The 24486-nt window shown below is 42.7% G+C and carries 17 protein-coding genes; 14 read left to right on the top strand and 3 right to left on the bottom strand.

The genetic code is table 11. From position 1 onward, the window contains the following. Positions 1-50: 50 nt before the first annotated feature. The gene (locus AC59JO_RS13115) at positions 51-461 is read right to left on the bottom strand and encodes a cupin domain-containing protein (protein ID WP_413666632.1); all 411 of its coding nucleotides are present in this window, start codon (positions 459-461) and stop codon (positions 51-53) included. Between the two features lie 144 nt (positions 462-605). After that, a complete protein-coding gene (locus AC59JO_RS13120; RefSeq protein WP_497305796.1) occupies positions 606-3050 on the bottom strand; it encodes a TonB-dependent receptor in 2445 nt (814 codons plus the stop codon). A 125-nt stretch (positions 3051-3175) separates the two neighbouring features. Here AC59JO_RS13120 and AC59JO_RS13125 point away from each other — a divergent pair, with 125 nt between their 5' ends. Both AC59JO_RS13125 and AC59JO_RS13130 read left to right on the top strand, forming a co-directional pair. After that, a complete protein-coding gene (locus AC59JO_RS13125) occupies positions 3176-3448 on the top strand; it encodes a hypothetical protein (RefSeq protein ID WP_413666634.1) in 273 nt (90 codons plus the stop codon). 19 nt (positions 3449-3467) lie between these two features. Beyond that, on the top strand, positions 3468-4076 hold the full coding sequence (locus AC59JO_RS13130) for an alpha-ketoglutarate-dependent dioxygenase AlkB family protein (protein ID WP_497305798.1): 609 nt from the start codon (positions 3468-3470) through the stop codon (positions 4074-4076). Here AC59JO_RS13130 and AC59JO_RS13135 read toward each other — a convergent pair whose 3' ends face one another. Further along, on the bottom strand, positions 4077-4985 hold the full coding sequence (locus tag AC59JO_RS13135) for a VOC family protein (RefSeq protein WP_497305800.1): 909 nt from the start codon (positions 4983-4985) through the stop codon (positions 4077-4079). It lies immediately after the preceding gene. A 288-nt stretch (positions 4986-5273) separates the two neighbouring features. Here AC59JO_RS13135 and AC59JO_RS13140 point away from each other — a divergent pair, with 288 nt between their 5' ends. The 12 genes from AC59JO_RS13140 (at position 5274) to AC59JO_RS13195 (ending at position 24183) form a co-directional block, all read left to right on the top strand. Further along, entirely contained in the window at positions 5274-5648 is a 375-nt protein-coding gene (locus tag AC59JO_RS13140) for a hypothetical protein (RefSeq protein ID WP_497305802.1), read from the top strand. Positions 5649-6207: 559 nt separating this feature from the next. After that, positions 6208-9468 carry a SusC/RagA family TonB-linked outer membrane protein gene (locus AC59JO_RS13145; RefSeq protein WP_497305804.1) on the top strand — a complete coding sequence of 1087 codons (3261 nt, stop codon included), beginning with the start codon at positions 6208-6210 and terminating at the stop codon, positions 9466-9468. 11 nt (positions 9469-9479) lie between these two features. Continuing rightward, complete coding sequence (locus tag AC59JO_RS13150) at positions 9480-10925, top strand: RagB/SusD family nutrient uptake outer membrane protein (protein WP_413666639.1); 1446 nt, start codon at positions 9480-9482, stop codon at positions 10923-10925. 15 nt (positions 10926-10940) lie between these two features. After that, on the top strand, positions 10941-11633 hold the full coding sequence (locus AC59JO_RS13155; RefSeq protein WP_413666640.1) for a fasciclin domain-containing protein: 693 nt from the start codon (positions 10941-10943) through the stop codon (positions 11631-11633). Positions 11634-11805: 172 nt separating this feature from the next. Continuing rightward, positions 11806-13497, top strand: a complete 1692-nt coding sequence (locus AC59JO_RS13160) for a glycoside hydrolase family 28 protein (protein WP_497305806.1) — start codon at positions 11806-11808, stop codon at positions 13495-13497. Positions 13498-13643: 146 nt separating this feature from the next. Next, on the top strand, positions 13644-15062 hold the full coding sequence (locus AC59JO_RS13165; RefSeq protein WP_497305808.1) for a polysaccharide lyase 6 family protein: 1419 nt from the start codon (positions 13644-13646) through the stop codon (positions 15060-15062). Positions 15063-15065: 3 nt separating this feature from the next. After that, the gene (locus tag AC59JO_RS13170; RefSeq protein ID WP_497305810.1) at positions 15066-17126 is read left to right on the top strand and encodes a discoidin domain-containing protein; all 2061 of its coding nucleotides are present in this window, start codon (positions 15066-15068) and stop codon (positions 17124-17126) included. Positions 17127-17298: 172 nt separating this feature from the next. Further along, positions 17299-18726: an alpha-L-fucosidase gene (locus AC59JO_RS13175; protein ID WP_497305812.1), complete on the top strand. Its 1428-nt coding sequence runs from the start codon at positions 17299-17301 to the stop codon at positions 18724-18726. A 3-nt stretch (positions 18727-18729) separates the two neighbouring features. Further along, on the top strand, positions 18730-19542 hold the full coding sequence (locus tag AC59JO_RS13180; protein ID WP_497305814.1) for a hypothetical protein: 813 nt from the start codon (positions 18730-18732) through the stop codon (positions 19540-19542). A 40-nt stretch (positions 19543-19582) separates the two neighbouring features. Beyond that, positions 19583-20476, top strand: coding sequence for a helix-turn-helix domain-containing protein (locus AC59JO_RS13185; RefSeq protein ID WP_497305816.1), 894 nt, complete (start codon positions 19583-19585; stop codon positions 20474-20476). Positions 20477-20612: 136 nt separating this feature from the next. Next, positions 20613-23480: a sensor histidine kinase gene (locus tag AC59JO_RS13190; RefSeq protein ID WP_497305818.1), complete on the top strand. Its 2868-nt coding sequence runs from the start codon at positions 20613-20615 to the stop codon at positions 23478-23480. Between the two features lie 70 nt (positions 23481-23550). Continuing rightward, entirely contained in the window at positions 23551-24183 is a 633-nt protein-coding gene (locus AC59JO_RS13195) for a response regulator (RefSeq protein WP_413666648.1), read from the top strand. Positions 24184-24486 lie beyond the last annotated feature (303 nt).

The raw sequence follows: 24486 nt of genomic DNA on the forward strand, positions 1-24486 counted from the left end.
CGTTAAACTCATTTCAGGACAAGACAATTTTTACAATTCCTGATCAAATTTCACTTGATTAATGTAACAAGCGGTTTATCTTTTTCAACAATATAAGTAGCAAGTTCACTTGCTTTGGTAGTGCCCACATTTTTTACGGCGTGTACAGTTCCGTAAGGAATAAATAAAACATCGCCGGCTTTGAGTGTTACCGGTTGTTTGCCCTCTACCTGGTATTCTAACACACCTTCAAGCACATAAATAATTTCTTCGCCGGGGTGCTTGTGCTGCGGATATGATTGTCCTCTTTCAATATCTACACGAATCTGTACCATTTCGCGGCCCGGGGTACTGAGGTCATGGCGCTGTAGTTCTGTGCGACCGTTTACAGTTTGCTGAGCCATAACAGATGCAGGAAGCATAAAAGCTGCAAGGGCAGCAATAATGATAGCAGTAGCCAGTTTGTTTTTGTTGGTTTTCATAGCCTTTGGTTTTAATTTTTAGTAAAACTACGGGCTCAAACAGCTTTTAAATAGTGCCATTTGCATGAACCGGGCTAAACTCAACATAAACCAGACATTCGTGATCCCGAAATGACAGCATGAACTTAATGACGAAATGATTTCCTAATGTGCCCTGCCTTGTTCGCTTTCAGCCCCTCCTGTATTACGTTTGGCCGGTACATTGGTTGATTTGCCGAAGCTATAGGTAAACGTAAGGGTTGCCACTTGGGTATCCACAAAGTTATGGTAAGTTGCGGTTGCGCCAACGATATTGGTAATGGTGCCGCTTGGGCTAAATGATTTAAAGATATCACGCATATTGAACTTGATTGTTCCCTTGTTGTTCAATATTTTTTTCTGAATAGCCGCGTTGAGCATTCCGGTAGGAATAGAAACAAACTGCCCGTAAGTACCGCTTGTGTTATAGAAACCACTTATCTCGGCACTCCAGGTTTTGGATAAGGTGAATTGATTATTACCATTGGCGCTAAAGGTAGTTTTGGACTCGTTGAGATAGCCGGAGTAAAATACTCCCTGGTAAGTATTATTGTAAACCTCGGCATATAAATTAACAGACCACCACTTGGCAGGTTGTAGGTTACTGCTGATGGAGAAATCCAATGTTTTTTGCTGCCCGATATTGCCCGTGGTACTGATAAATGTATTATCAACTTTATGGATGGTTTCATTTTGAACATCAGTTGTACGATTATAGGCAACTGCTACTGTAAACAGGCTCTTGAAGCTATAAGCCAGTTTATAATCGTCGGTAAACTGTGGTTTCAGGAAGGGGTTGCCCGAAAAGTAGGTAAACTTATCTACGAAAAAGGTAAATGGATTTAAGCTTCCATAACTCGGCCTGCCAATTCTGCGACCATATGAAGCAACCAGTACGTTATGGCCTGCTGTATCAAGGTTGTAGGAAAAATAGGCGGTTGGGAAAATGTTGGTGTAATGCTTAACAAATGATGAATCCGCCTTTTGCGCATTACCCAGCTGATGCCCGTCGCCGTTTGTGTTTTCCAAACGCAATCCTGTTTGTAATGAGAATCGGCCAAATGTTTTATTGAAGTTCAGATAAGCGGCATTGATATTCTCCTTATATAAAAAGCGGTTGGTGTTGTTGTAATCAATAGTACTTATATCATCAATAACATTAAAATAATTAGCGGCATTATCGGTATTTACATAACTGCTTTTTACGCCAGCCTCCAGTTTGGCTTTACCCCTGAGCGGATGTGTATAATCAATCTTTGCCGAATAGATATTAATAGTAGCGGGCAGATCATCTTTAATTGTTTGCGAGTTTGTTAAAGTGCCATCGGGCAAAAAAGTATTGTTGATAAAAAACTGGTTACTGCCCGATATATCGCGAATATAATCCAGGTCAAATGTGAGTGCCCTGCCAGCGCTGTCAAACTTGTGGGTATAGTTTACGTTGATCCCTTTGCTGTCAAACTTATTTTTGGAAGTGTTGAGGGTGTTGATGGTAGAGTCCAATTCGCCGGTTTTGCCATATAGTAAGCTGTAAACCGGGCTGCTGTCATGATCGCGCGAGATAGTACCGGTAAATACTACGCCCCAGGTTGTTTTGGGAGATATAAAATAATCTAACCCAGCTTTGATATTGGTATTATTGCTTGAGGGCCTGAAATAGGAAATATCCTGCAGTGAGGATGTTTGATTGCCGTTTTCATCGAAATAATTGCGGTCTATTTCAAGTCTCCTGAATGTTTTCTGCTTATTGTAGGCTACGTTAGCAAAGAAATTGACCTTATCTATCCTGTAGTTAAAGTTGATGCTTGCATCAGACCGGACGTAAAAGCCCTGGGCTAAATTCACGGATGTTACGGCGTTAAATCCCCTGTTGGTATTTTTCTTTGTTTTGATATTGATCACTCCTGCATTCCCGGCAGCATCATACTTTGCCGGTGGGTTATCCATCAGTTCTATCTGATCTAAAGAAGAAGATGGCAGAGAGCGAAGGTAAGTAGCCAGGTTTGCTGCCGAAAGATAGGTGGGTTTATCATCAATCATCACCAGTACCCCGCTTTTTCCTTTAAAGGTAATGTTACCGTCGGCATCTATCTGCACGCCGGGTGTTTTTGACAACACTTCCAAAGCGTTGGCGCCGGTGTTGGATATCAGCGCCCCAACGTTAACAACGGTGCGGTCGATCTTTTGCTGTACATAAGATTTTTTGGCAGTTACGGATACCTCATTCAAGGTTTTCCCGCTTGGCGACAGCATAATTGCCGGCAAACTAACCGGTTTTTGGCCAACTGCCATCGGGCCGCTCACGTAGCTTTTATAACCCATGTAAGTGGCCTTAATGATATAAGTATTGTTTTTTAAGTTTTGAAATGAGAAACTGCCATCCGCTTTAGCGAGGCTGGTACTAATCACCGTAGAATCTTTTGCTGCAAGTAAAACCAGGGTTGCACCGTCGAGTGGTTTTTTAGCTTCATCAGATACAGTCCCCGAAATGCTGCCGCCTGTGGTTTGTGCGTGGGCGAATTTGAATAAAATCAATGTGAACAAGGTGAAGAATAGTTGCAGTCGTCTCATAACTATGAGACAGCGTTTTCGCTGATATAGTTACAACAATTTTTATGATTTAACATTTTGTTACAATTTGAATACTAAAAATATTAGTATTTTTATACCTTTGAATAAAGTTTATATCGTTTAAAATGAATACGCACAGCTATCTGACCAGGGAGGCTAAGGCCTTTGTAAAACGCAGGAATGGTCCCGATGAGGTTATACGGGTGGTGCCCGATCTGCTGTATAAAAAAGCAGTTCAATGTTACAGGTTGTATACAGCTTTTGAAGAAAAGCCTGATGATCTGGGCTGCATTTTGTTTGACGGTCAGGGTTTCTGGATTTATGATGGTAATCTGCTATCTGTAGCCGAACAGGAGCAGTTGGCAGATTTTATTATCAACTATGTAGAAAGGTTGTAAAAAGCAATTAAAGATAACCATGGAACAATTAAGTTTTTTTGCAGAGGCGGGGCAGAGCAGGGGATTACCAAAAGAACTGTTGGAATACCACGCTAATTTTATTGATCAGAACACCGGCGACTACCTGCTTCAAAAGTTCATAACTGAATCACCCTGGAAGCAGACTACACAAAAAATGTGGGACAAGGAATACCTTACGCCCAGGCTTACCGCCTGGCATGGCGATGTAGGTACAGATTATTCTGTATCCGGTAAAATCTCCAATCCAAATCCCTGGACGCCGGAATTGTTAATGCTGAAACAAAAAGTAGAAGCTGCTGCCGGGATCAGGTTCAATAGCGTTTTGCTGAATTATTACCGGGATGGTAATAATTCTGTGGCCTGGCACAGCGACCGGGAGAGTGTATTGGGCAAAAATCCCGTTATTGCCTCGGTCAGTTTCGGGCAGGTGCGCTGCTTTGATATCCGGAATAAAGCCGATCATAAGGAGCACTATTCCGTAAAGCTGGAGCACGGCTCCTTCCTGCTAATGAAAGGAGGTTTGCAGGAGCATTGGGAACATCGGATAGCTAAATCACATAAACCGATGAAGGCCAGGGTTAACCTGACCTTCAGGGTAGTAATTTAATTATTGGTTTGGAGCATATGCCTGTTGCAAAGCTGCCACATCAACTTTTTTCATTGTCATAAAAGTTTGCGTAATACGTGCAATTTGTTCAGGGCTGCCGTTTTTCAGAGCATTAAGCATAACCGTTGATGCAACCTGCCAGGATACACCGTATTTGTCTTTCAGCCAGCCGCATTGTCCGGGTTCGCCATCAGCAGAAAGTGCCGACCAGTAGTAATCGATCTCTTCCTGCGTTTCGCATGGAATTAATAATGACACGGCCTCGTTAAAGCCAAAGCCGTGGGGATGTGCGCTGTCCATGGCGGCTATCCAGGTCTGGTCGATATAAAAATCGGCGAACATCAGTGTGCCGGCTTTGTCCGGGCCCATATCTTCCGGGCGCGGGGCTGTTGTACCGCGTTTACTGTCTTTAAATACCGAGCAGTAAAAGTTAATAGCGTCATCGGCTTTACCGGCTACCGGTCCTGTATACATCAATGACGGAACAATCACAGGCCTTTCTTCACCGGCAGGGTTGGTAAGTATCAGTTGCCACGAAACGCCATATTTATCGCCTATCCAGCCGTAACGTTCGCTGAAAGGATAGCGGTCAAGCGGCATCATTACCTGGCCGTTTTCTGATAGCTTGTTCCATACTTCGTCAATGTGTTTGGCGGCGTCCGGGTCGCGGGAGGGATCAAAATTGATCATAAAGGAAATGGAAGGGCTGATGCTTGGTCCGGGCACACCGCTGATACCGAAGAAGGGCTGGCCTGCCAGCGTAAATTCAACCACTTCGCATTCATGATCAGACACAGAGAAATGATTAACATAGCTTAAAGCCGAATCGGGCAGTAAGGTGGTATAAAATTCGGCAGCGTCTTTGGCTTTGTCCTGGCCGAACCAGATATGTGGTTTGATGGGTAACATAGGTAAATGATTTGGTGTTAATATTTAGTTAAAGATCGTAAGTATGTAAATGTTTTGACTGATTACATCATTGGCTAACGCTTTACCGTTAATCTCCATGAAAGCCAGCGCTGATGATATCTAACTCATTCAAAGTTAAACGGTTTTTGTCCGGAGATCAGGGGGGATTAGTGACATTTTGGGGGTGTATTACGACAACGCTTCAACCTGGGCAAACTTTTTTCGAACTAAATGAACCCCATTTATTTTTCATGCGGGTGAGCTATATTGCATTCTCTTTAAGCAAGCATGAAAAAACCGATGCCTTTTGATTTTCTGCTGGATTACCTGCCCGCCGGTATCATGGTGAAGCCGGCTGTAGGTATGTTCTATATTTATTTTGACCGGAAGATAGTATTGATCTTCCGAAAGGTGGGTAAGAATCCGCAGCATAACGGCATCTGGATCTCTACCCAACGGGAGCATCATGAAAGCCTGAAAGCCGAGTTACCCGAGATCACTGACTTTGTATTAGACGAGGGCTTTGATACAGCCTGGCTGCTGCTCAGCAATAATCATGATGATTTTGAAAAAGCTGCTATTCAGCTCTGCGAACTTGTTTCACAAAAAGATAAGCGGATTGGAAAGGTAACCCCTAAAAGCACTGCTATGTTTAACTATTAAACCCGCAAGCAGGTTGCAGTATCCGTTATTCGAAATCAGCACGGGAATTCTTCTGCCACGCTGGTCATATTGCTTAATAGTATAGATAATATACACAATTGTAAACTGAGATTAGTAAATGGTCAATATTGTTTACTACTGCCCTGTTTTTCCCTCCTAAATTTAGCGCTACCAATTACAGGCATTTCTCCGTTGTAAATGCGCTTATCAAATAACCCTGCTGCTTATGTTAGATATTGCTGTTAAAAAATTGCTATTAAAAGTAGCGCATCACGGCGCTCCGGCACCTTTTCAAAAAATCTGTTTTGTGTATTACGAACAGCTGTTAAAACTGGCCTGTCCTTTTATGAAAATAACCGAAGTTATTGGCAACCGATCAATACTTCAATTACTTATTAACCCAAATGTTTAACCTGAAAATATGCGTATGATAAAACTTGACAAATAAACCTGCATTAAGCCTAAAAGCGGAGAATGTTGGCGCATTCCCCGCAATAATTGGTAACTAATTTACGAGTCTTTCTTAAACCAATAATTACAGTAACCTAAATACTAAATTATGAAAAAAAGTGCTTGCCGCATAAGCAATATGCGGTTGCGAAGCTATTTGAAAATATTTCTTACGGCAAAGTGTACCCTGATCCTGATACTTATATCTTCCTTTCAGGTTTTTTCAAAAGGCCATGATCAAAACAGGATCAGCATCAACCTTCGTAATGTGTCTGTGAAAAATACGCTTACAGAAATTGAAAAAACAAATACTTACCGTTCTGTTTATAATGACGCTATAAATACTATACCTGTTACCGGCCTGGTGGTAGATAATAAAGGACCTTTACCCGGAGTAAGTGTAAAAATTAAAGGCACTAATCTGGGCGTACTGACAGATAACAACGGAAAGTTTTCGATCAATGTGCCCGACAATAACGCAGTCCTGGTATTCACATTTGTAGGGTATGTTTCAACCGAAATTACAGTTGGCGACCGCAAAAACATCAACGTAACGCTTAAAGAATCGGCAACAGATCTGAACGAGGTTATCGTAACCGGTTATGGCCAGTCGGTAGCCAAGCGTGACCTTACAGGGGCTATAGCAACTGTTTCGGCCAAACAGATAGAAGAGCGCCATCCCATTAACCTGGTCGATGCTCTGCAATCGCAGGCATCGGGCGTGTTGGTAGTAAATGATTCGGGCGAGCCTGGTGCCTCCGGCTCCATCCAGATCCGTGGCGGTTCTACATTTTCAACAGCAGGCAATGCGCCGTTGTTTGTAATTGACGGAATTTTAAGCCCAACTGCCGATAATGTTAACCCTAATGATATTCAATCAATTGAAGTGTTGAAGGATGCTGCTTCGGCGGCTATCTATGGCTCGCAGGCAGCCAATGGTGTTATATTAATTACTACCAAGCGGGGCCAGGCGGGCAAACCACTTATTAATGCCCAGTACGCCCGCATTTTTGGCGTAATGGCCCATAAGCTGGAACAACCAAATTCAAAAGACCTGCGTGTAGAACGGAATTTATATAATGGTAACAGTCCGGATAAGCCAACCACCACCAACGACTCGCTGAATGTGGTTTTTAATTCTGATAATGACAATCAGGATGTAATTACCCAGTTGGCAAAAAAAGATATTCTTGATTTTGGCGTTAGCGGCGGCGAAAAAAACATGACTTACTATTCAAGCCTCAGGTATATCAATGATCAGGGCCTGATAGTTAATAGTTATTCAAAAACACTGCAAGCCCGTTTCAATCTCGATTACCAGGTATCCCCGAGGTTTAAATACAGTAACCGCCTTTCTTTCGGTTATAATACTAACAATAACATTAATGAAGGTAATACCATTAACCAGGCCTTTCAACGGCCCTCAAATTTAGCGTTATACTACCCCGATGGTACTTTAACCGGCTACATCAGCGGGCGCCGTAACCAGTTATCGGTTGCCTTGCTCGAGGTTAACGTAACCAATACCTATACCGGCGATTTGTTTAACCAGATTGATTATACCATCAGCAAAGACCTCCGTTTAACCAATAACTTTGATTTTGGATTATCAACACCGCACAACGTATTTTTTGATCCAAAGTTGTTAAGCAGCGCCAGCCCTACAGTTAACTCAGGTAAAGAAAGCTTTGCAGTTAATACCAACTGGGCTTACCAGGGATTTTTAAATTATAGCAAAAACCTGGGTAATCATTCCATAACGGGTTTGATTGGGGTGAGTGCCGAAAAAACACAGAATAACAGCTTTAAAATAGCCGGAACAAACTATGCCAATGAAAGCATCTATACATCAAATGTTGCAGGTACTATTGATTTGACCAATACGGGCACTAATGCGGGCTCTACCAGTCGCGAATCACTTTACGCCCGCGCGGGTTACAGCTACAAAAGCCGCTATATCCTGAGCCTGGTTTACCGCAAGGATGGATCGTCGAAATTTGGCAGTTCAAACCAGTATGGTGATTTCTATGGTGCATCCGGCGCCTGGCGATTCTCGGATGAACCATTTATGGCCTGGTCTAAAAAGTTTCTGGCTGATGCTAAATTGAGGGTAAGTTACGGGCAGGTTGGTAATGACCGGGTCCCGGCCAACTCAAACCTGCTCATTTATACTTTTGGTACTTCTTTTTATAACGCAATTAACGGTGTGGTTTTAAGCGATCAGTTCGGAAACACACAATTAAAATGGGAAAGCAATATCCAGAAAAACATTGGTATGGATCTGCAATTTTTTAGGGGACGCTTAAATGTAACTGCAGACTACTATCAAAAAACAACAAAGAACCTGCTGTATCAGCGTAATATCCCGGTTGAAACCGGCTTTACCAATGTGTACGTGAACGTGGGCGACGTTACCAACAATGGTGTTGAACTTTCTGTAAATGCCACACCGGTAACCAGTAAAAACTTTAACTGGAATATTAATGCCAGCTTATCTGTTGAGCGTAACAAAATCAAGAGCCTTTATAATCATCAGCCGTTCCTGGCTACATCAGGCGGTGCTACTTACCTGGTTCAGGAAGGGGGCAAGATCGGCGATTTCTATGGATACAAAGGGCTGGGCGTTTATCAGTATGATGCATCAAATGCCTACGACGGCAACTGGAACAGGTTAACGCCGGTAGGGGTTTCTGCGGATGGTAAAACGGCTGCAAGCTACACCCTGAACGGGCAAACATACACCGGTACCGTGCATCACATGTATGCCGGCGGGGCATTGCTGCTTGGCGGCGATATGATATTTGATAACGTTAAGAAAGACAGTGTAATAGATGCCAACGACCGGCAGATACTGGGCAATGCGCAACCATCATTTTACGGCGCCATTATCAATACCCTTAGTTATAAACAGTTCAGCTTGTCGTTCACATTTAATACCATCTGGGGCGGCGAGGCTTATGACAGTCCGAGGCAAACGCTTAATAACCTGGCTACATCAGGCATAGTTGCCGATAATAATACCACCTATAATTCATGGAAAAAGCAGGGAGATGTCACCAATATACCTTACATGGGCCGGAAAAATTCGGTCGCCAATTTCCCGGGAACTCAAAGCCGTTTTCTTGAAAATACTTCGTTCATCCGGCTCAGCTATGCCAAATTCACTTATAACCTGCCCGCAAATATAGCCTCGCGCATTAAGATGAAAAATATAGGGGCATATGTATATGGCGCAAACCTGCTTACCTGGACTAATTACACCTGGTACGACCCTGAGTTTTCATCAAGCTCGGCCTTAACACCGGGTAATGATAATGGCCGTTATCCGCGCAGGCGCGAAGTTGGTTTTGGACTAAATGTTAATTTCTAATGAATCTGATCATGAAAAAAATAATCATTACTTTTTTAATGTTCTCCGTTTCGCTGCTCAGTTGTAAAAAACTGCTGGATCAGCCACCACAAAGCCAGCTGGCAGCCAGCAAATTCTGGAAAACGTCTGACGACGCCAAGGCTGGTATTGCCGGCATATATGATGGTATTCAGGATATGTTTAGCAGCCAGTATATTTATTGGGGCGATGGGCGTAGCGATAACTTAAGTTATCATCCTACCTATAATGACGGTTTGCCGCTTGCATTAAATGTTTTAACGCCAACCACCAATGGTGCCGACTGGACGCTGATATATGCAACCATCAGCCGCGCAAATTTTGCTATTAAATATATCCCCACCATTGATGGTATTGACCCTGTTTTATCAAAGGACCTGCAGGCGCAGGCCCTTGGGATAAGGGCTTATTGCTATTTCTGGCTGATAAGGCTTTGGGGAAATGTACCCGTGTGGACAGAGCCTTATGAAGACCTGAGTACCGATCCATACAAAGCGGCAACACCAGCCGCCGATATTGTAAAAAACGTTATTCTGCCCGATCTGCTAAAGGCTTATGACCTGTCAGACCATACTGCATCTGTAGTATGGAATCTAAACTCGGGAGGCATAGCCGCCATGTTGATGGATGTTTACATGTATAACCATGATTATAGCAATGCTTTGCTATGGTGCGATAACCTGTTCAAATTAAACCGTTACAGCCTGGAAAGCACTGCCAACTGGAAAAATAATTTTATAGCGCCAACAAATACCAAAGAGTGTATCTGGAGCTTAAACTGGGATTTTACCGTTGATGGAGGTAATAAAACTTCGCAGGAAATTGGTGCTGGCGATACCAACAGCGACTTTTCTGTTGATCCTGCATTATGGACATATTTTACCACAACCACAACAGATATCAGGGGCGCATTAAGTGTTGATTTTAAAGTGAATAACCACGATAAAATATGGAAATACTATGCAGTTAACTTAGATAAGAACGGCAACCAGATCTATCCCAACTCGCCTCAGGCCAACCTACTTTTCCCATTGTACCGCCTTGCAGATATTTATCTGTTAAGGGCCGAGGCTTTAAACAGGACGGGAGATTTGGCTAACGCACTGGTTTATTTAAACATGGTACATACCCGGGCAGGTTTACCCGCCTACCAGGCAAGTGATTTTGCCAATGCCGATGCAATGCTTTACGGCACACCGGTTAATGCTAACGGCATATTACGCGAAAGGCAACTCGAGCTATTCTGCGAAGCTAAACGATGGTTCGATTTGCAAAGAAATAATATCATCATCAGCATTATGGACCCGATAATCAAGATCAGGCAGGTTAACAAAGGTTTCCCTGCTACCGGCTTTGGCGATCCCCGGAAAATATTCTGGCCTATTGATCAGGATGTATTAAATGCCAATACCAAGCTAACTCAAAATCCACCTTATTAATTAAATTATATCATAATGAAAAAGATGAAACAAGCAGGTTTGTGGTTTGCCCTGACAGGCCTTTTAATAAGCATGGCAGGTTGCAACCTTGCCGGGTTAAAGATGCAGGAAAATGCTGAATATCATCCTTATGTGCTTGATCCGCATATTAATAAAACAACCTGGCAGTTTATTAAAGACCGCAGCTATAATTTTGCCGGGAAGGATACTGTTTTTAAGCTGATGCGCCAGGCCATTGAATATTCGGGCATTGATACCAATTTGTATATAAAAACCGATTGCACGTTTATATTACTGCATAATGATGCCGTTTACAGAACAACGGTAGTAAATAAAGTACCTACCATCACTGCAGATTGTTACTGGGGCAAATACCTGGTGAATGGCAAGCCCGCCACAAAATGGAGCGATTATCCTAAAGAGCAGGTTAAAAACTACCTGCTGTATTTAATTGTACAGGGAGCGTATTCGTTTAATAATTTAACGCCCAGTAACGTTGTGGCTACCACGCTGCAGCCGGTAAACTATGATCCCTTAAACCCCAATTCACTAATGACGCTGCGGGTTAATGACGATCAGAACTTTACCATGAGGCTAAATGATTTCTCAAATTCCGTAGGTTATGTAAGTGTACGTACCAGCAATATTCTGGCATTAAACGGAGCCATACAGGTAATTGACAGGGTGCTTTACTATCAAACCAAATAATACTGATCTCAATTAGCGCCGGTCGTGATTTCGCTGCCGGTGTTAATTGAGGATGGATCCATCAATTGTTTTTACGTAAAGCAGCTAATTGTTTTACAATCAAGTTGTTGGCTTTAAGCTTTGTGCATTCAGCTTTTAGCTTCTATATAAACACACCAAAATTAAATTACTGATGAAAGATCAAGACAATAAAGCAATATCGCGCCGCAACTGGCTGGGTGCAATGGGGAAGGTTTCTTTGGGTACAGGATTAATGGCAGTTACGTCAAACACCCTGGGCTTTGAACACCCCACCCAGATAAAAGCAACCGGCAACGACACTGGTGCCCGTATTTATAATATCCGTGATTTTGGTGCAAAAGGAGATGGCAAGTCATTGGATACCGCTGCTGTACAAGCGGCGATTGATACCTGTAATAAAGAGCAGGGCGGCACTGTATTGGTGCCTGCAGGGGTATTTGTCATTGGAACGGTTGAGTTAAAAAGCAACGTTACTCTGCACATAGCCGCACAAGGAAAATTACTGGGGACTACCGACGGAAAACAATACCATGCCAGCGATGTCATTCCCCTTGACATTGGATGGACAATGAACGATGGAAATGTAGGATTACTGTTTGCAGTAAATGCCGATAATATTACCATTGAAGGTAATGGCACTATCGATGGGCAGGGCGCGCAATTTCGCAGCGATACTAAAGGGGTGTTGCCGCCGGCAGGTATTACGGGTAATCACAGGCCATATCATTTACTTTTTTACCAATGTAAAAACCTTACGGTCCGTAATATCTCGCTCATCAACAGTGCTTATCACTCGGTGCGGGTTTGTCTTTGCTCTTATGTAAAAATGGAAGGATTGTTTATCCGTGGCAAAGTGATTCATAATAACGACGGCTTTCATTTTATTGGGAGTACCTATGTACATGTAACCAACTGTGATGTACAATGCCAGGATGATGCCTGCGCATTATTTGGCAGCTGTAAATTCGTAACAGTTTCTGATTGCTCCTTCAGCACACGATGGTCGGTGTTCCGTTTCGGAGGTGGCGAGGCCGAAAATATTACCGTTTCAAATTGTCTCATTTATGAAACCTATGGCTGCCCTATAAAAATGCGCTGCTCCCCCGGATCCCGGTTCGAAAATATCTCGTTTTCAAACCTGGTGATGAAGGAAGTTACCGGCCCCATCTCTATAGGCCTGGGGACTGAGAAATCTTCAGTTAATAGAACAGTTGATACCCCCGGAATTATACGTAATATTTCTTTCAGTAATATCCAGGCTACCGTGGTAAAACCGGTCCCGCTTCGTGATGCGGAATTTGCCAGCAGGTACAATCCCGGCGAAATATTTTCATGCATCACCCTGAATGCTATGGACGATGTTTTTTTAAAGAATATTTCTTTTAACAATGTGCATGTCACTTTTCCGGGCGGGGGTACCGAAGAACAGGCCGCAGTAAGGGATGTTCCTAAAGTGGCGGGCGAATATTATCAGATTGGTATCCCTCCGGCTTATGGTATGTATGCCCGGAATGTGCGCGGCCTATCGCTTCATAACGTCAGGTTTACCATGGAAAGCCCGGATCTGCGCCCTGCCCTTATCCTGGATAATGTAGAAGATGCAGCGGTGAATGGCCTAAGTGCCCAGGGACAAAAAGGTGCTGAATCATTATTACGTTTCATCAACACGCGGGATGTTTTGGTAAGCGCCCTGCGTGTATTGACACCTGTAACAAATTTGCTGCAAGCCGAAGGCAAAGCATGTGCTAATATTAAAATAGAGGGCGGGGATATTTCAAAGGCTGATAAAGCATTGGTTTTAGCCTCCGGTGCATCTGCACAGGCGGTGAGGTTGCGGGAATAATATCTCCTGGTTATCATAACGATTTGTAACAATAATGATAGAGCCAATTGAGTGTATTAATTGGCTTTTCTATATTATTAAACCGCTGGAAAATAGAGCGATGTTAGTGGTATAGCATTCCTTAATCATCATAAAAAATTGTAATAATGTATAAGAAACATCTTCAAAGCTATATAAAAGCAGGAATTACAGGATTGGCTGTAGTACTTGTTACCTTACTGCTATTATCTTCAAAAACCCTTTTGGCAGGCACAGTTACTGTTTCATCCATTGCCGACCTGCAAAAGGCTATTACGCAAGCAAAACCGGGCGATGTTATTTTACTGGCCGATGGGGTATATCCAACCACTGAGGATATTATTGTTAATGAAAAAGGCCTGCAGGGTAAAAATATTATTATAGCTGCCCAACATCCGGGAGCAGCAGAAATTACCGGTAAAGGAGGTTTTAGTTTAATAAGCCCGGCGGCCTATATCACTATCCGGGGATTTAAATTTACGCATGCTGCATCAAGAGCCAAAACAGGTACAGGTACCAGCTTTTGCCGCTTCACGCAAAATATTTTTGAAACTCCTGGTGATGGGGAGGATTTGACCATCGCCGGCAGTGATCAGGAAATTGATCACAACACCTTTCAGAATAAGAATGCGATGGGCAGGTTTATCGCTGTTCGTGGTCAGGATAAGCAAATTGCCGAAAGGTTGCATATCCACCACAATTATTTCAATAGCCAGGCAAGCCAGGGCGGTAAAAATGGTGCCGAGACGCTGCAGTTTGGTTTAAGCGGGTTTAGCTTATCATCAAGCAACAGCATTGTTGAGTATAATTTATTTGAAAAATGCGAAGGCGAAAACGAACTGATCTCGGTCAAAGCCTCGGCAGTAACGCTCCGGTACAATACCATTCGTAACTGCCCTGCGCAGTTCACCCTGCGCCATGGTAATAAAAGCCTGGTTTATGGCAATTATTTCTTCAATACGCCTGGCTTAAGGATTTTTGGCGATGATCACCTGATCTACAGCAACTATTTTGAAAACTGCAGCTCTGCCGTCGTAATAGGTAATGGCGACGGAGAGGTAGCCGACGGGGCCCAGTTAACTTCGCATGACCGGCCCGACCGCGTGCTGATTGCCTTTAATACACTGGTTAATAACAAAGAAAACATTATACAAACTGCCCGAAAAAACGGTATGGGCGCCACTTCAATTACGGTGGCCAATAACATCATCCAGGGTGGTGGGCCTGCTGCCACCATTGCAGGCCCATATCCTGATCCGCAGTGGGCGGGCAATATCTTGTTTAATGTGAAGGACGCCGGCGATATGCCGGCCGGCAGCTATACAAATATCGATCCTAAACTGGCTAAAACATCAGCGGATGTTTATCACCTTGAGGCGGGCAGTCCTGCTGTAAATCATGCTATTGGTTCATATCCCGGTATTAAGTTTGATATGGATGGCCAGCCCCGTACTTTACCGCTTGATATTGGTGCTGATGAACTGTCTAACGCGTTTGTTCAGGCACATGTACTTAACCCTGCCGATGTTGGTTGTAATACTAAATAAAACATGAAAAAAATTACAGCACTTTTGTTAAGCTTGCTGGCAGCGGGCATAGCATCTGCACAAAAAGGGAAAAGTGAGTGGGTATACCGCGGTAGTGATGGCAAGCTGGTTTATAAAACCACACCAGCGGGCGATAAAATCATGGATTTTTCATATGCCGGGTATATGGGGGGCGGTATAGCGTTACCTGTTGTGCCCGTTAAGCGCCTCGTAAAGCCTTCAGGCACAAATGATGATACAAAGATCATTCAAAACGCCATTGATGAGGTGGCCGCAATGCCGATGAAAAACGGTTTCAGGGGAGCAGTTGAATTGGCGTCAGGTACATTCACCTGTGCCGGTCCTCTTATTCTGTCGGAAAGCGGCGTCGTATTGCGCGGCAATGGCAGCGGGGCAGGAGGTACTACCATTAAAATGGTTGGCGATCCGCACACGGCTGTGGTAATTGGCCGGGGCAATACCAAAGTTGCATTGGGCCGGACCGAAAAAGCAGATAGCAGTACGGTGAATACTACCAGCACATTAATAACCGATACCTATGTGCCATCAGGCAGCAAATCTTTTACCGTGGCAGATGCATCCGGGTTTGCGGTAGGTGACGTTATTAATATCAGCAGGCCTGTAACTGAAGCCTGGGTTCATTTTATGGGGATGGATAATATGTATCGTGATGGGAAAAAGCAAACCTGGATTAGAGCGGGGGCTCATGGAATAACCAAAAGAAAGATCACAGTAATTGAGGGTAATAAACTTACGGTGGATCTTCCGCTCGCCGATTCATATGATGCTAAATTTTTAAATCCGCCGGGCACAGTAGTTGCCAAAGTTATACCTGCTTCACGCGTTATGCAGGTTGGTGTAGAAAACATCCATATCCAATGTCCTCCGCTTGAAATTGACTACGGGCATGCGCCCTACGCAGGTGTACGCGTTGGCGGCGATGATTGCTGGCTTAAAGATGTGTATTGTGAGGAAACGATGAATACCACCGTACTTGCCGGCAACAGGATCACAATGGAAAAAGTTATAGTGAAGCATACTTATGCTAATCTTGGTGCATCCAAACCAACAGATTTTAGCCTGGAAGGCAGTCAAAACCTTATTGACAGGTGTGAAATTACCGGGGGCAATATGTATTTCGTATGGACTTCATCATTAATTCCGGGTCCTAATGTTTTGCTCAACTGTACTTTTAAAGGCCTCGGCAGCCGTATTCAGCCGCACAAGCGCTGGGCTACCGGGTTGTTGGTTGATAACTGTACAGTACCGGATGGCGGTATTGATTTCATGAACCGCGGTATTGCCGGCTCGGGCCACGGCTGGACAATGGGATGGGCAGTAGCCTGGAATTGCATAGCCAAAACATATGTAATTCAAAATCCACCCGGAGCGGTAAACTGGGCCATTGGCTGTATAGGCAAGCGTGAACAAACCGCGCGCCTGTTTGACAGCCAGCCTGTTTTGCCGGACGGAAATTTTGATTCGCATGGTTTCCCCGTGGAGATCCAAAGCCTTTACCTGGCCCAATTGACAGAGCGACTGGGCATACAGGGGATTAAAAATATAGGATATGCCGCCAATAATAAAAAAATGTTCCCCAACAAACTGGTAAAAGCGTTGCCTGTAAAAACAGACCGTGATAAAATACTGGGTATAAACCTTGCCTTTGGCCGGCCGACAAATACCAGTAACGTAAAAGGCAGTACCCGCGAATTTGGCGGCGAGAAAGCTGTAGACAGTAACGCTGATACTTATTGGTGTACTGCTGACGGTGTTACAAACGCAACCCTCGAAATTGATATGGAAGGCCCGGTAAATATGAATACCCTGCAGCTTAACGAAGCCATTGGCGGGCATGTTGAAGAGTATAAAGTTGAGGCGCAATTGGATAGTAACTGGAAGCTATTAGCTCACGGAACCACCATAGGGAAAAACCTGATATTGAAATTTCCGGAAACTATAGCCTGGAAAGTGAAACTAACGGTACTTAAAGCCAAAACAAATGTGGCAATAGGCAATTTGGGGCTCTATCTCGCAAAGGACGGCTCAGGTAGTAAGATATAATAGCTACTATAACGTTGTCGTAAATTCTTACCATAGTGTCATGGTACCAAACTCAAAGGTACTTGTATAACAATACAAAAGCGGCAATACCGCGTTGTACATGACCAATTAGCTTGCTAACAAACATTATTATAAACCATAGCAGATATGTTTCTGCTAAAAACACATCCTTATGAAAAAACTTTTTATAGCTTGTTGGCTATTTGTTTTTGTTGCGCATAATGTTTTTGCTCAAAAAGAGCTGTCCCGCGATGAGCGTATGAAATGGTGGCGCGAAGCCCGTTTTGGTATGTTTATTCATTGGGGGGATTATGCCGGGCTGGCCGGTATGTACAAAGGTTATGAGATAGGGCACGGCGGCGAGTGGATTATGAACAGGGGAAAGATCCCGGTAGCTGAATACCAACAGTTTGCCAAAAAGTTTAACCCGGTAAAGTATGACCCTGATGCCTGGGTGAAACTGGCTAAAGAAGCGGGCATGAAATACATCGTGATAACAGCCAAACATCATGATGGCTTTGCCATGTTTAAATCAAATGCCAGCAAGTGGAACATCGCCGACGCTACACCTTACGGCAAAGATGTTTTAAAACCGCTGGCTGCTGCATGTAAAAAATATGGAATTAAACTCGGATTTTATTATTCGCAGGCACAAGACTGGAATAATCCAGGCGGTGCGGCGGCACGTAAAGTAAGCAGCGAAGGCTGGCCAAATCCCGACTCGGCCAAAATAGATGCTTACACTAAAGAAAATACAGGCCATTGGGACCCGGCACAAACCTCGGCTACCATGGCCGATTATATTGACCGTGTAGCTGTTCCGCAGGTAAAAGAGTTGTTAACTAATTATGGAGAGGTCGCTGTAATCTGGTGGGATACACCAACCAACATGACAGATGAGTTTGCTCAGAAATTACACGACCTGTTAAAATTACAGCCAAACATTATCAGTAACGACCGGCTTAAGCGCCCCAATTTTGCAGGCGATTACAAAACACCTGAACAGAAGATCCCCAACCTGAGCGAGCTTGATGGAAAAGATTGGGAGACCTGCATGACCATGAACGGTACCTGGGGATATAAAAGCTATGACCATAAATGGAAAGCCCCTGAAACATTAATTCATAACCTCATTGATATTGCATCGAAAGGAGGTAATTACCTGTTAAATGTTGGCCCTAACGCCGAGGGGGAATTTCCGCAGGAAAGTATAAGTACCTTAAAAAAGATGGGTGAGTGGATGAAAGTGAACAGCGAAGCAATATACGCTACCAAGGCAAGTCCGCTTCAGCCCTTAAGTTGGGGCCGTTGTACGCTTAAGCCAAATGGTAAAAATACTACGCTTTACTTTTCGGTATTTAACTGGCCAACAGATGGTAAATTGACTATTCCCGGCTTAAAGAATGAAGTGGTAAATGCTAAAATGCTGGCCGGAAATACCGTGTTGAAAACTACGCTATCCGGCGATGGGCTAACTATAAATGTGCCTGACAAAGCAACAGATGGTATTGCCACGGTAATTAAAGTAGAGGTAAAAGGAACTATGGGAGCCCAAACTGCCAACCCAACCAGCAGTATGAAAACCGGTGCGCTTGATTAACAAATGAAACAGAAATTAACTATGTTTTTTAAAGGCCTTTTGATAATGGGTTTGCTGCTTTTTAACAACCTGCTTAAAGCGCAGGTTGTTTTAAAAGCGGACGGAAGTGATGACGCGTATCAGCAAATATCGCATGTGTTAGGCGGAGATGCCTGTGAAGTTCCGGATTGTGCACATCACGTTAAACACATTACCGAGGCCTTTGATAAGCAGTTAGGTGAATATGTTTTTGTTTTTCACAGCCATGCTAAAGAGGATAATGACCGCTGCCGAAATTATGACAGGGAACGTATAGAGATTAAAACTTATGGCCCTTCCGCCGCTAAATTGAAGGGTGAACAGGGTGAAACAGTTGTTTATAAATGGAAATTTAAAATAGATAGTGGTTTTAAAGCACAGCCAACTTTTACCCATATCCACCAGATCAAAGCAGGTGACGGAGATGCCGGAGCACCAATTATAACTTTTACGCCCCGCTTTGGTGAGCCTGATCAGTTTGAGATCATTCACACTGGCTCCACAAAAGGGACTTCGCAAGGGGTTTTAATGCGCGTTAACCTGGCCGATTTTAAAGGTAATTGGGTAGAGGTAACGGAAAAACTGCATTATGATAGCCAGGGTGCTTACACCGTAGAGATTAAAAGGATTGCAGATAATAAAGTACTACTCAGCTATGCCAATACCAATATTGACCTGTGGCGAAGCGGTACTTCATTTTGCAGGCCAAAGTGGGGAGTATACCGGAGCTTAAAAAGTCCTGCTTATATCAGGGATGAGGACGTAAGTTTTGCTGATATAGCCATTCTTGAGCAATAGTTACAGCTAATTTATTTAACCAATAAAAAGATCAAGTTGAATGAAGCCACATTTACTAAAAGTATCAGCGGGCCCTGCTCAATCCTTTAGCGTGAGGCAGGACTTTGTTCCCTGTATGAATAACCGCTGGCATTATCATCCCGAAATCGAGCTGATCCATTTTAAAAAAGGTAGCGGAACACAGTTCATAGGTGATAGTATACGTCAATTTAATGAAGGAGATATTGTAATGGTGGGAGCTTATCTGCCACATTACTGGCGGTTTGATGATATGTATTTTTCGCAGCACGATGAAAGAAGCAAGGTTGATATTCGGGTAGCTCATTTCAGTGAAAATTTTTGGGGTAATGGGTTTTTGCAGCTGCCTGAAAATAAGTTGATCAAAACTACCATTGAAAGGGCCAGGCGGGGGATTCAGATTACCGGCAAATCAAAAAAGATCATTGCTGAAATTATGGAAATGATGCTTACTGCCGGAGGGTCAAAAAAAATTATTTTATTGATGGAAGCTTTAGATGCGATAGCCGAGTGTGACAAGGCGGTTTGCTTGTCATCAATTGGGTTTAGCCCCAATGTGGAGAAATCGCAAAATGACTGTATAAATGCTATTTATGAATATTCATTGGCCAACTTCAGAAATAAGATACATATGGATGAACTTGCCGACCTGGTCGGGATCAGTCCAAACTCTTTTTGCCGTTATTTTAAATCGCGTACTAGCAAAACCTATTCTAAATTTTTACTGGAGATAAGGGTTGGTCAGGCCTGTAAATTGCTTATAGAAAATAAGCTGCCCCTGAAACAGCTGTGTTATGAAAGTGGCTTCAATAACTTTACAAATTTTCATAAGTATTTTAAGCTTATCACGGGCAAAAGCCCTTTAAATTATCAAAAAGAGTTTATCCAGGTAAAATCGAATTCATTATATGAATAAAGTAATGGCCATATCTATTTAATTAATAGCATTTCTTTTTATATTTATCAGTTAATATAATTGCATAAAACCATACAGTCCGTATCATTGTATGATGTTAAAAAGGCAGCAATGTTAAATTGATACAAATAATAGGATGCCTCTAAAAAGCTATTTTTTTAAACTTTTAATATTAACCCTGTTTTTACTCCCGTGGCGGTTATTGGCCGACACTCCCTACCAGGTAGTATACCTGAAAAATTATAGCGCACCTGATGGACTGCCCAGCTCACGTGTTAATTATTTGATGCAGGATAGCAGGGGCTTTATCTGGATAGCTACAGATAAAGGTGTTAGCAGGTTTGATGGTCAGCACTTCAAAAATTTCACATCGGCCGACGGGTTGGAAAGTAATGAGTGTTTTCGCATAGCAGAGGATAATTATCACCGGATTTTTTTTTACTGTAATAATTATCGCTTTTGTTATTACGAAAACGGACTTATTCATAAACTTGATTCGCAGCAAAAAATATTGGTGTTGCCTTTTGCCAATTTCTTTTTTAACCGATATAATGAACTTTGCGTAAATTATGCCCTCAGTACCAAAGTTTATCATTTTCCGGAGTTAAAATCAAGAACACATAACATACAGCATTTGGTTGGGTATACTTATGGCCCCCAAGGGGAAGAATTTGTCCTGTCTGAAAATGATCTTAACATGCTCGAAAAGGAGCTTTCGGGAGGGCTATTAAGTTATCAAACAGCCAAAAACAATACTAAACCTTACAGGTTGGCTTTACAGCAAAATCATTTGTTATTGTTAACTAAGGATTGGGTACAGGTTTATCAGATAAAAAAAAATGGCATTGTTCCTGTCAATAAAGTCTATTTTGCAGGCAACGTTACTTCCGTTTATCCTACCGGTAAAAATACTGTCGCCGTTACAACTGTAAAGCAAGGCACATACATTATAAACTATCTTACCGGCGAACGTAAAAACTATCTTAACAATAACATTACTACGGCTACGGTTATTGACCGCGAAAATAATATTTGGTTTGGCAGTTATGATAAAGGCTTTTTTTTAAGTACCAATCCCGAAGTCAGGGTTATTAACAAAGAAAGCGGCCTGGCAAATGAGGATGTTTTGAAACTGGGCATTGCAGGCGGATATCTTTTTACAGGGCATATTTTAAGCACGCTTGGCTACATGAAGCTCGGCGCCAATCAATGGTCATCAATAAGCAGCATAACTATAAAGCAGGACAGGTCCGATTTTAACAGGATAACCAGCCTGGTTACAATTCCGGGCAACAGGCTCATAATTGGTACAGATAATGGCATATTCGCATTAGATGTTTCTAATAATAACCCTTTATCGTGGCATCCTGTAAAATTCTTCTTTGGCCCTATAAAAGGAATTACTCCATGGCCTGATAAAGAAGTATGTTTTATTTCACAAAATTCTGTTCTTGTATCGTCAGGTCAACTCAGACATACGCAAGGCTATGCATTTGAAAATTTAAGATTGACATCTCTTGCCTGGTATAAAAATAACGTACTGGTAGGGTCACTTTACGGGTTATATAGGTTTACACCTAACGGCAAAGATGTTGGCTATTATGCCAAAATATTGGCTGATAAAGGGATAGATATTATTAAATGCCTGGCCTCAAATAATGAAGTATGTGCAATAGGTACCGAAGCAAAGGGGGTTTTTTTGTTGGTAAGAAAAAGAATTGTTCAGTTTAAATCTCCTGTTATTTCTCCTGGCGATATTCGCAAACTGGTATGGACAGATACTAATACACTATGGGCCTGTACGGCAAATGGTGTAAGCATTATCAGCTTTAGTAATAATTATCAAAATTACAAGGTAAGTTTGCTAAATACCAGTAATGGGCTTCCTTCAGATAATGTTGCCGACGTTGTGCAGAATGGCGCTGATTACTATATAGCCACAGATCAGGGGATAGCGGTGACTCAAAATTTAGGGAACACCAACCTGCCCAGACCGGTATTGATTAATGATGGAATACCCGGAACTCAAAACAGATTTACCTATGGCCGGCCCATCGTATTTAATTGCGTTGCCTTATCCTATAAAAGCCTGGGTAAAATACAATACCGGTTCAGGCTCAAAGGGGTTGATAAAAACTGGAGTATCGCGCCATCTGGCGAAAAACGGTTTGACTTGTTGCCGCCCGGTAGCTATGAGTTAGAAGCAGTGGCTGCCGATCGTTTTAACCAATTAAGCCCATCGCTTATTTTTAGATTTACCGTTATGCCTTTATGGTATCAGCAGTTGTGGTTACAGGTTTTGGCTGTGTTAAGTGCTGTAGTTGTAGCTTTTTTACTGGTACGAAAGTATTATCAGTCCATCATAGGCTTACAAAAAAAGGACTACGAAAATGCACTTGCCCTGCAACGTGAACGTCAGCGCATCAGCAGTGAGGTGCATGATGATTTGGGTGCAAGCATATCTGGAATTAAACTGCGGACCGAGCTGCTAAGCCGTAAGACAGCCGATCAGCCTGCTTTTAAGGAAATAGATGCCATTCATGAAGCGATTACGGATATCTCTACCCAGATGCGGTTAATTATATGGAGCCTTGACGCCGAAAATGATGAGGTGAGTAACCTGGCCAGCTTTATTCATAAACAAGCCATTAAGATATTTGAATATAGCAATATTGAACTTCATGTAAATGCATCTGTTAGCGAAACCTCGGTTACCATTAGCGGCGAAAAAAGACGGCAGGTATACCTTCTTGTTAAGGAGGTTTTAAACAACATTGTCAAACATTCGGAGGCGCAAAATGCATTTCTGGACATCAGTCTTTATAAAAACCGGCTGCAGATAAGTATCCGTGATAATGGCCGGGGCTTTGACCCTGATCTGCGCAAATACGAAACTATGGGGATCCGTAATATTTATGAGCGCGCGAAAATATTGGCTGCCGATCTGAAAATTGACACTGCACCAGGCAAAGGCACATCCATCAACCTTAAACTAAACCTTTAGACTACCCCATAATAGGTATAAAGAAAGCCGGGATAATTTAAGATATTAGCATTTTATATTCACCGCAAGCATGCTCCAGATAATTTTGTTAGAGGATAATTTACATTACCGGCGAGGGTTGGAACAGATTATTCACGATATGAGTGGAGTAAGTTTAATTGGGTCATATGCGAATGCCGAATCTGTATTAAAAAAAATAGATCAGCTTAAACCGGATATCTTTATAGTTGATATAAACCTTGAAGGCATATCGGGCATTGAATTTATACGGCAGGCTAAACCTTTGCTTCCAGATACTGAATTTTTGGTGTGTACTATAAATGATGACAATACCAATATTTTTGAATCATTAAAAAGCGGGGCAACAGGTTATATGCTTAAAGAATCATCGGCCGATGAGATCAAAAATGCTATTATCGAAATCGCGGCAGGTGGTTCGCCTATGAGTGCTTACATCTCGCGCAGGGTGATAGCATCTTTTAATAATGCCGCTACAGCAAAAGCAACCCCTGTTGCCACCGAAAACTTGACAGAGCGTGAGGTTGAGGTACTTAACCATCTGGCGCGCGGCTTGCAATACAAAGAAATTGCAGATCGCCTTGAAATTTCAACAGGTACCGTTAAAAAACACATCCGTAATACCTACGTCAAGCTACAGGTGCAAAACAAAGTAGAGGCGATTAATAAATTCCGTGCAATCTGATATACCACTTTTTCAGTATTGCAGAGGTCGGGAGTTACCCCTAATTTAGCGTCATAAAGAAACTAAATGGTGGATATTTAAAATTAGATACCACTTAGTGATTTAAAACCTGGACCTTATCATAAATCTAAACTAATTAACCGGCACGGTTGTGACGGTTTTTTTGTGCGTAATATTGCATGTAACGATATCGCCGCAGGATATATTTTTTAGTTACGGAACTACAGGGGCAACATAGGCTGGGGTGCCGTAACAGGCAATAATGGTTACGCTGTCTGGATAGTAGATCGGTAAACAAGGGCA

This window comes from Mucilaginibacter sp. A5337 (genome assembly GCF_059690695.1).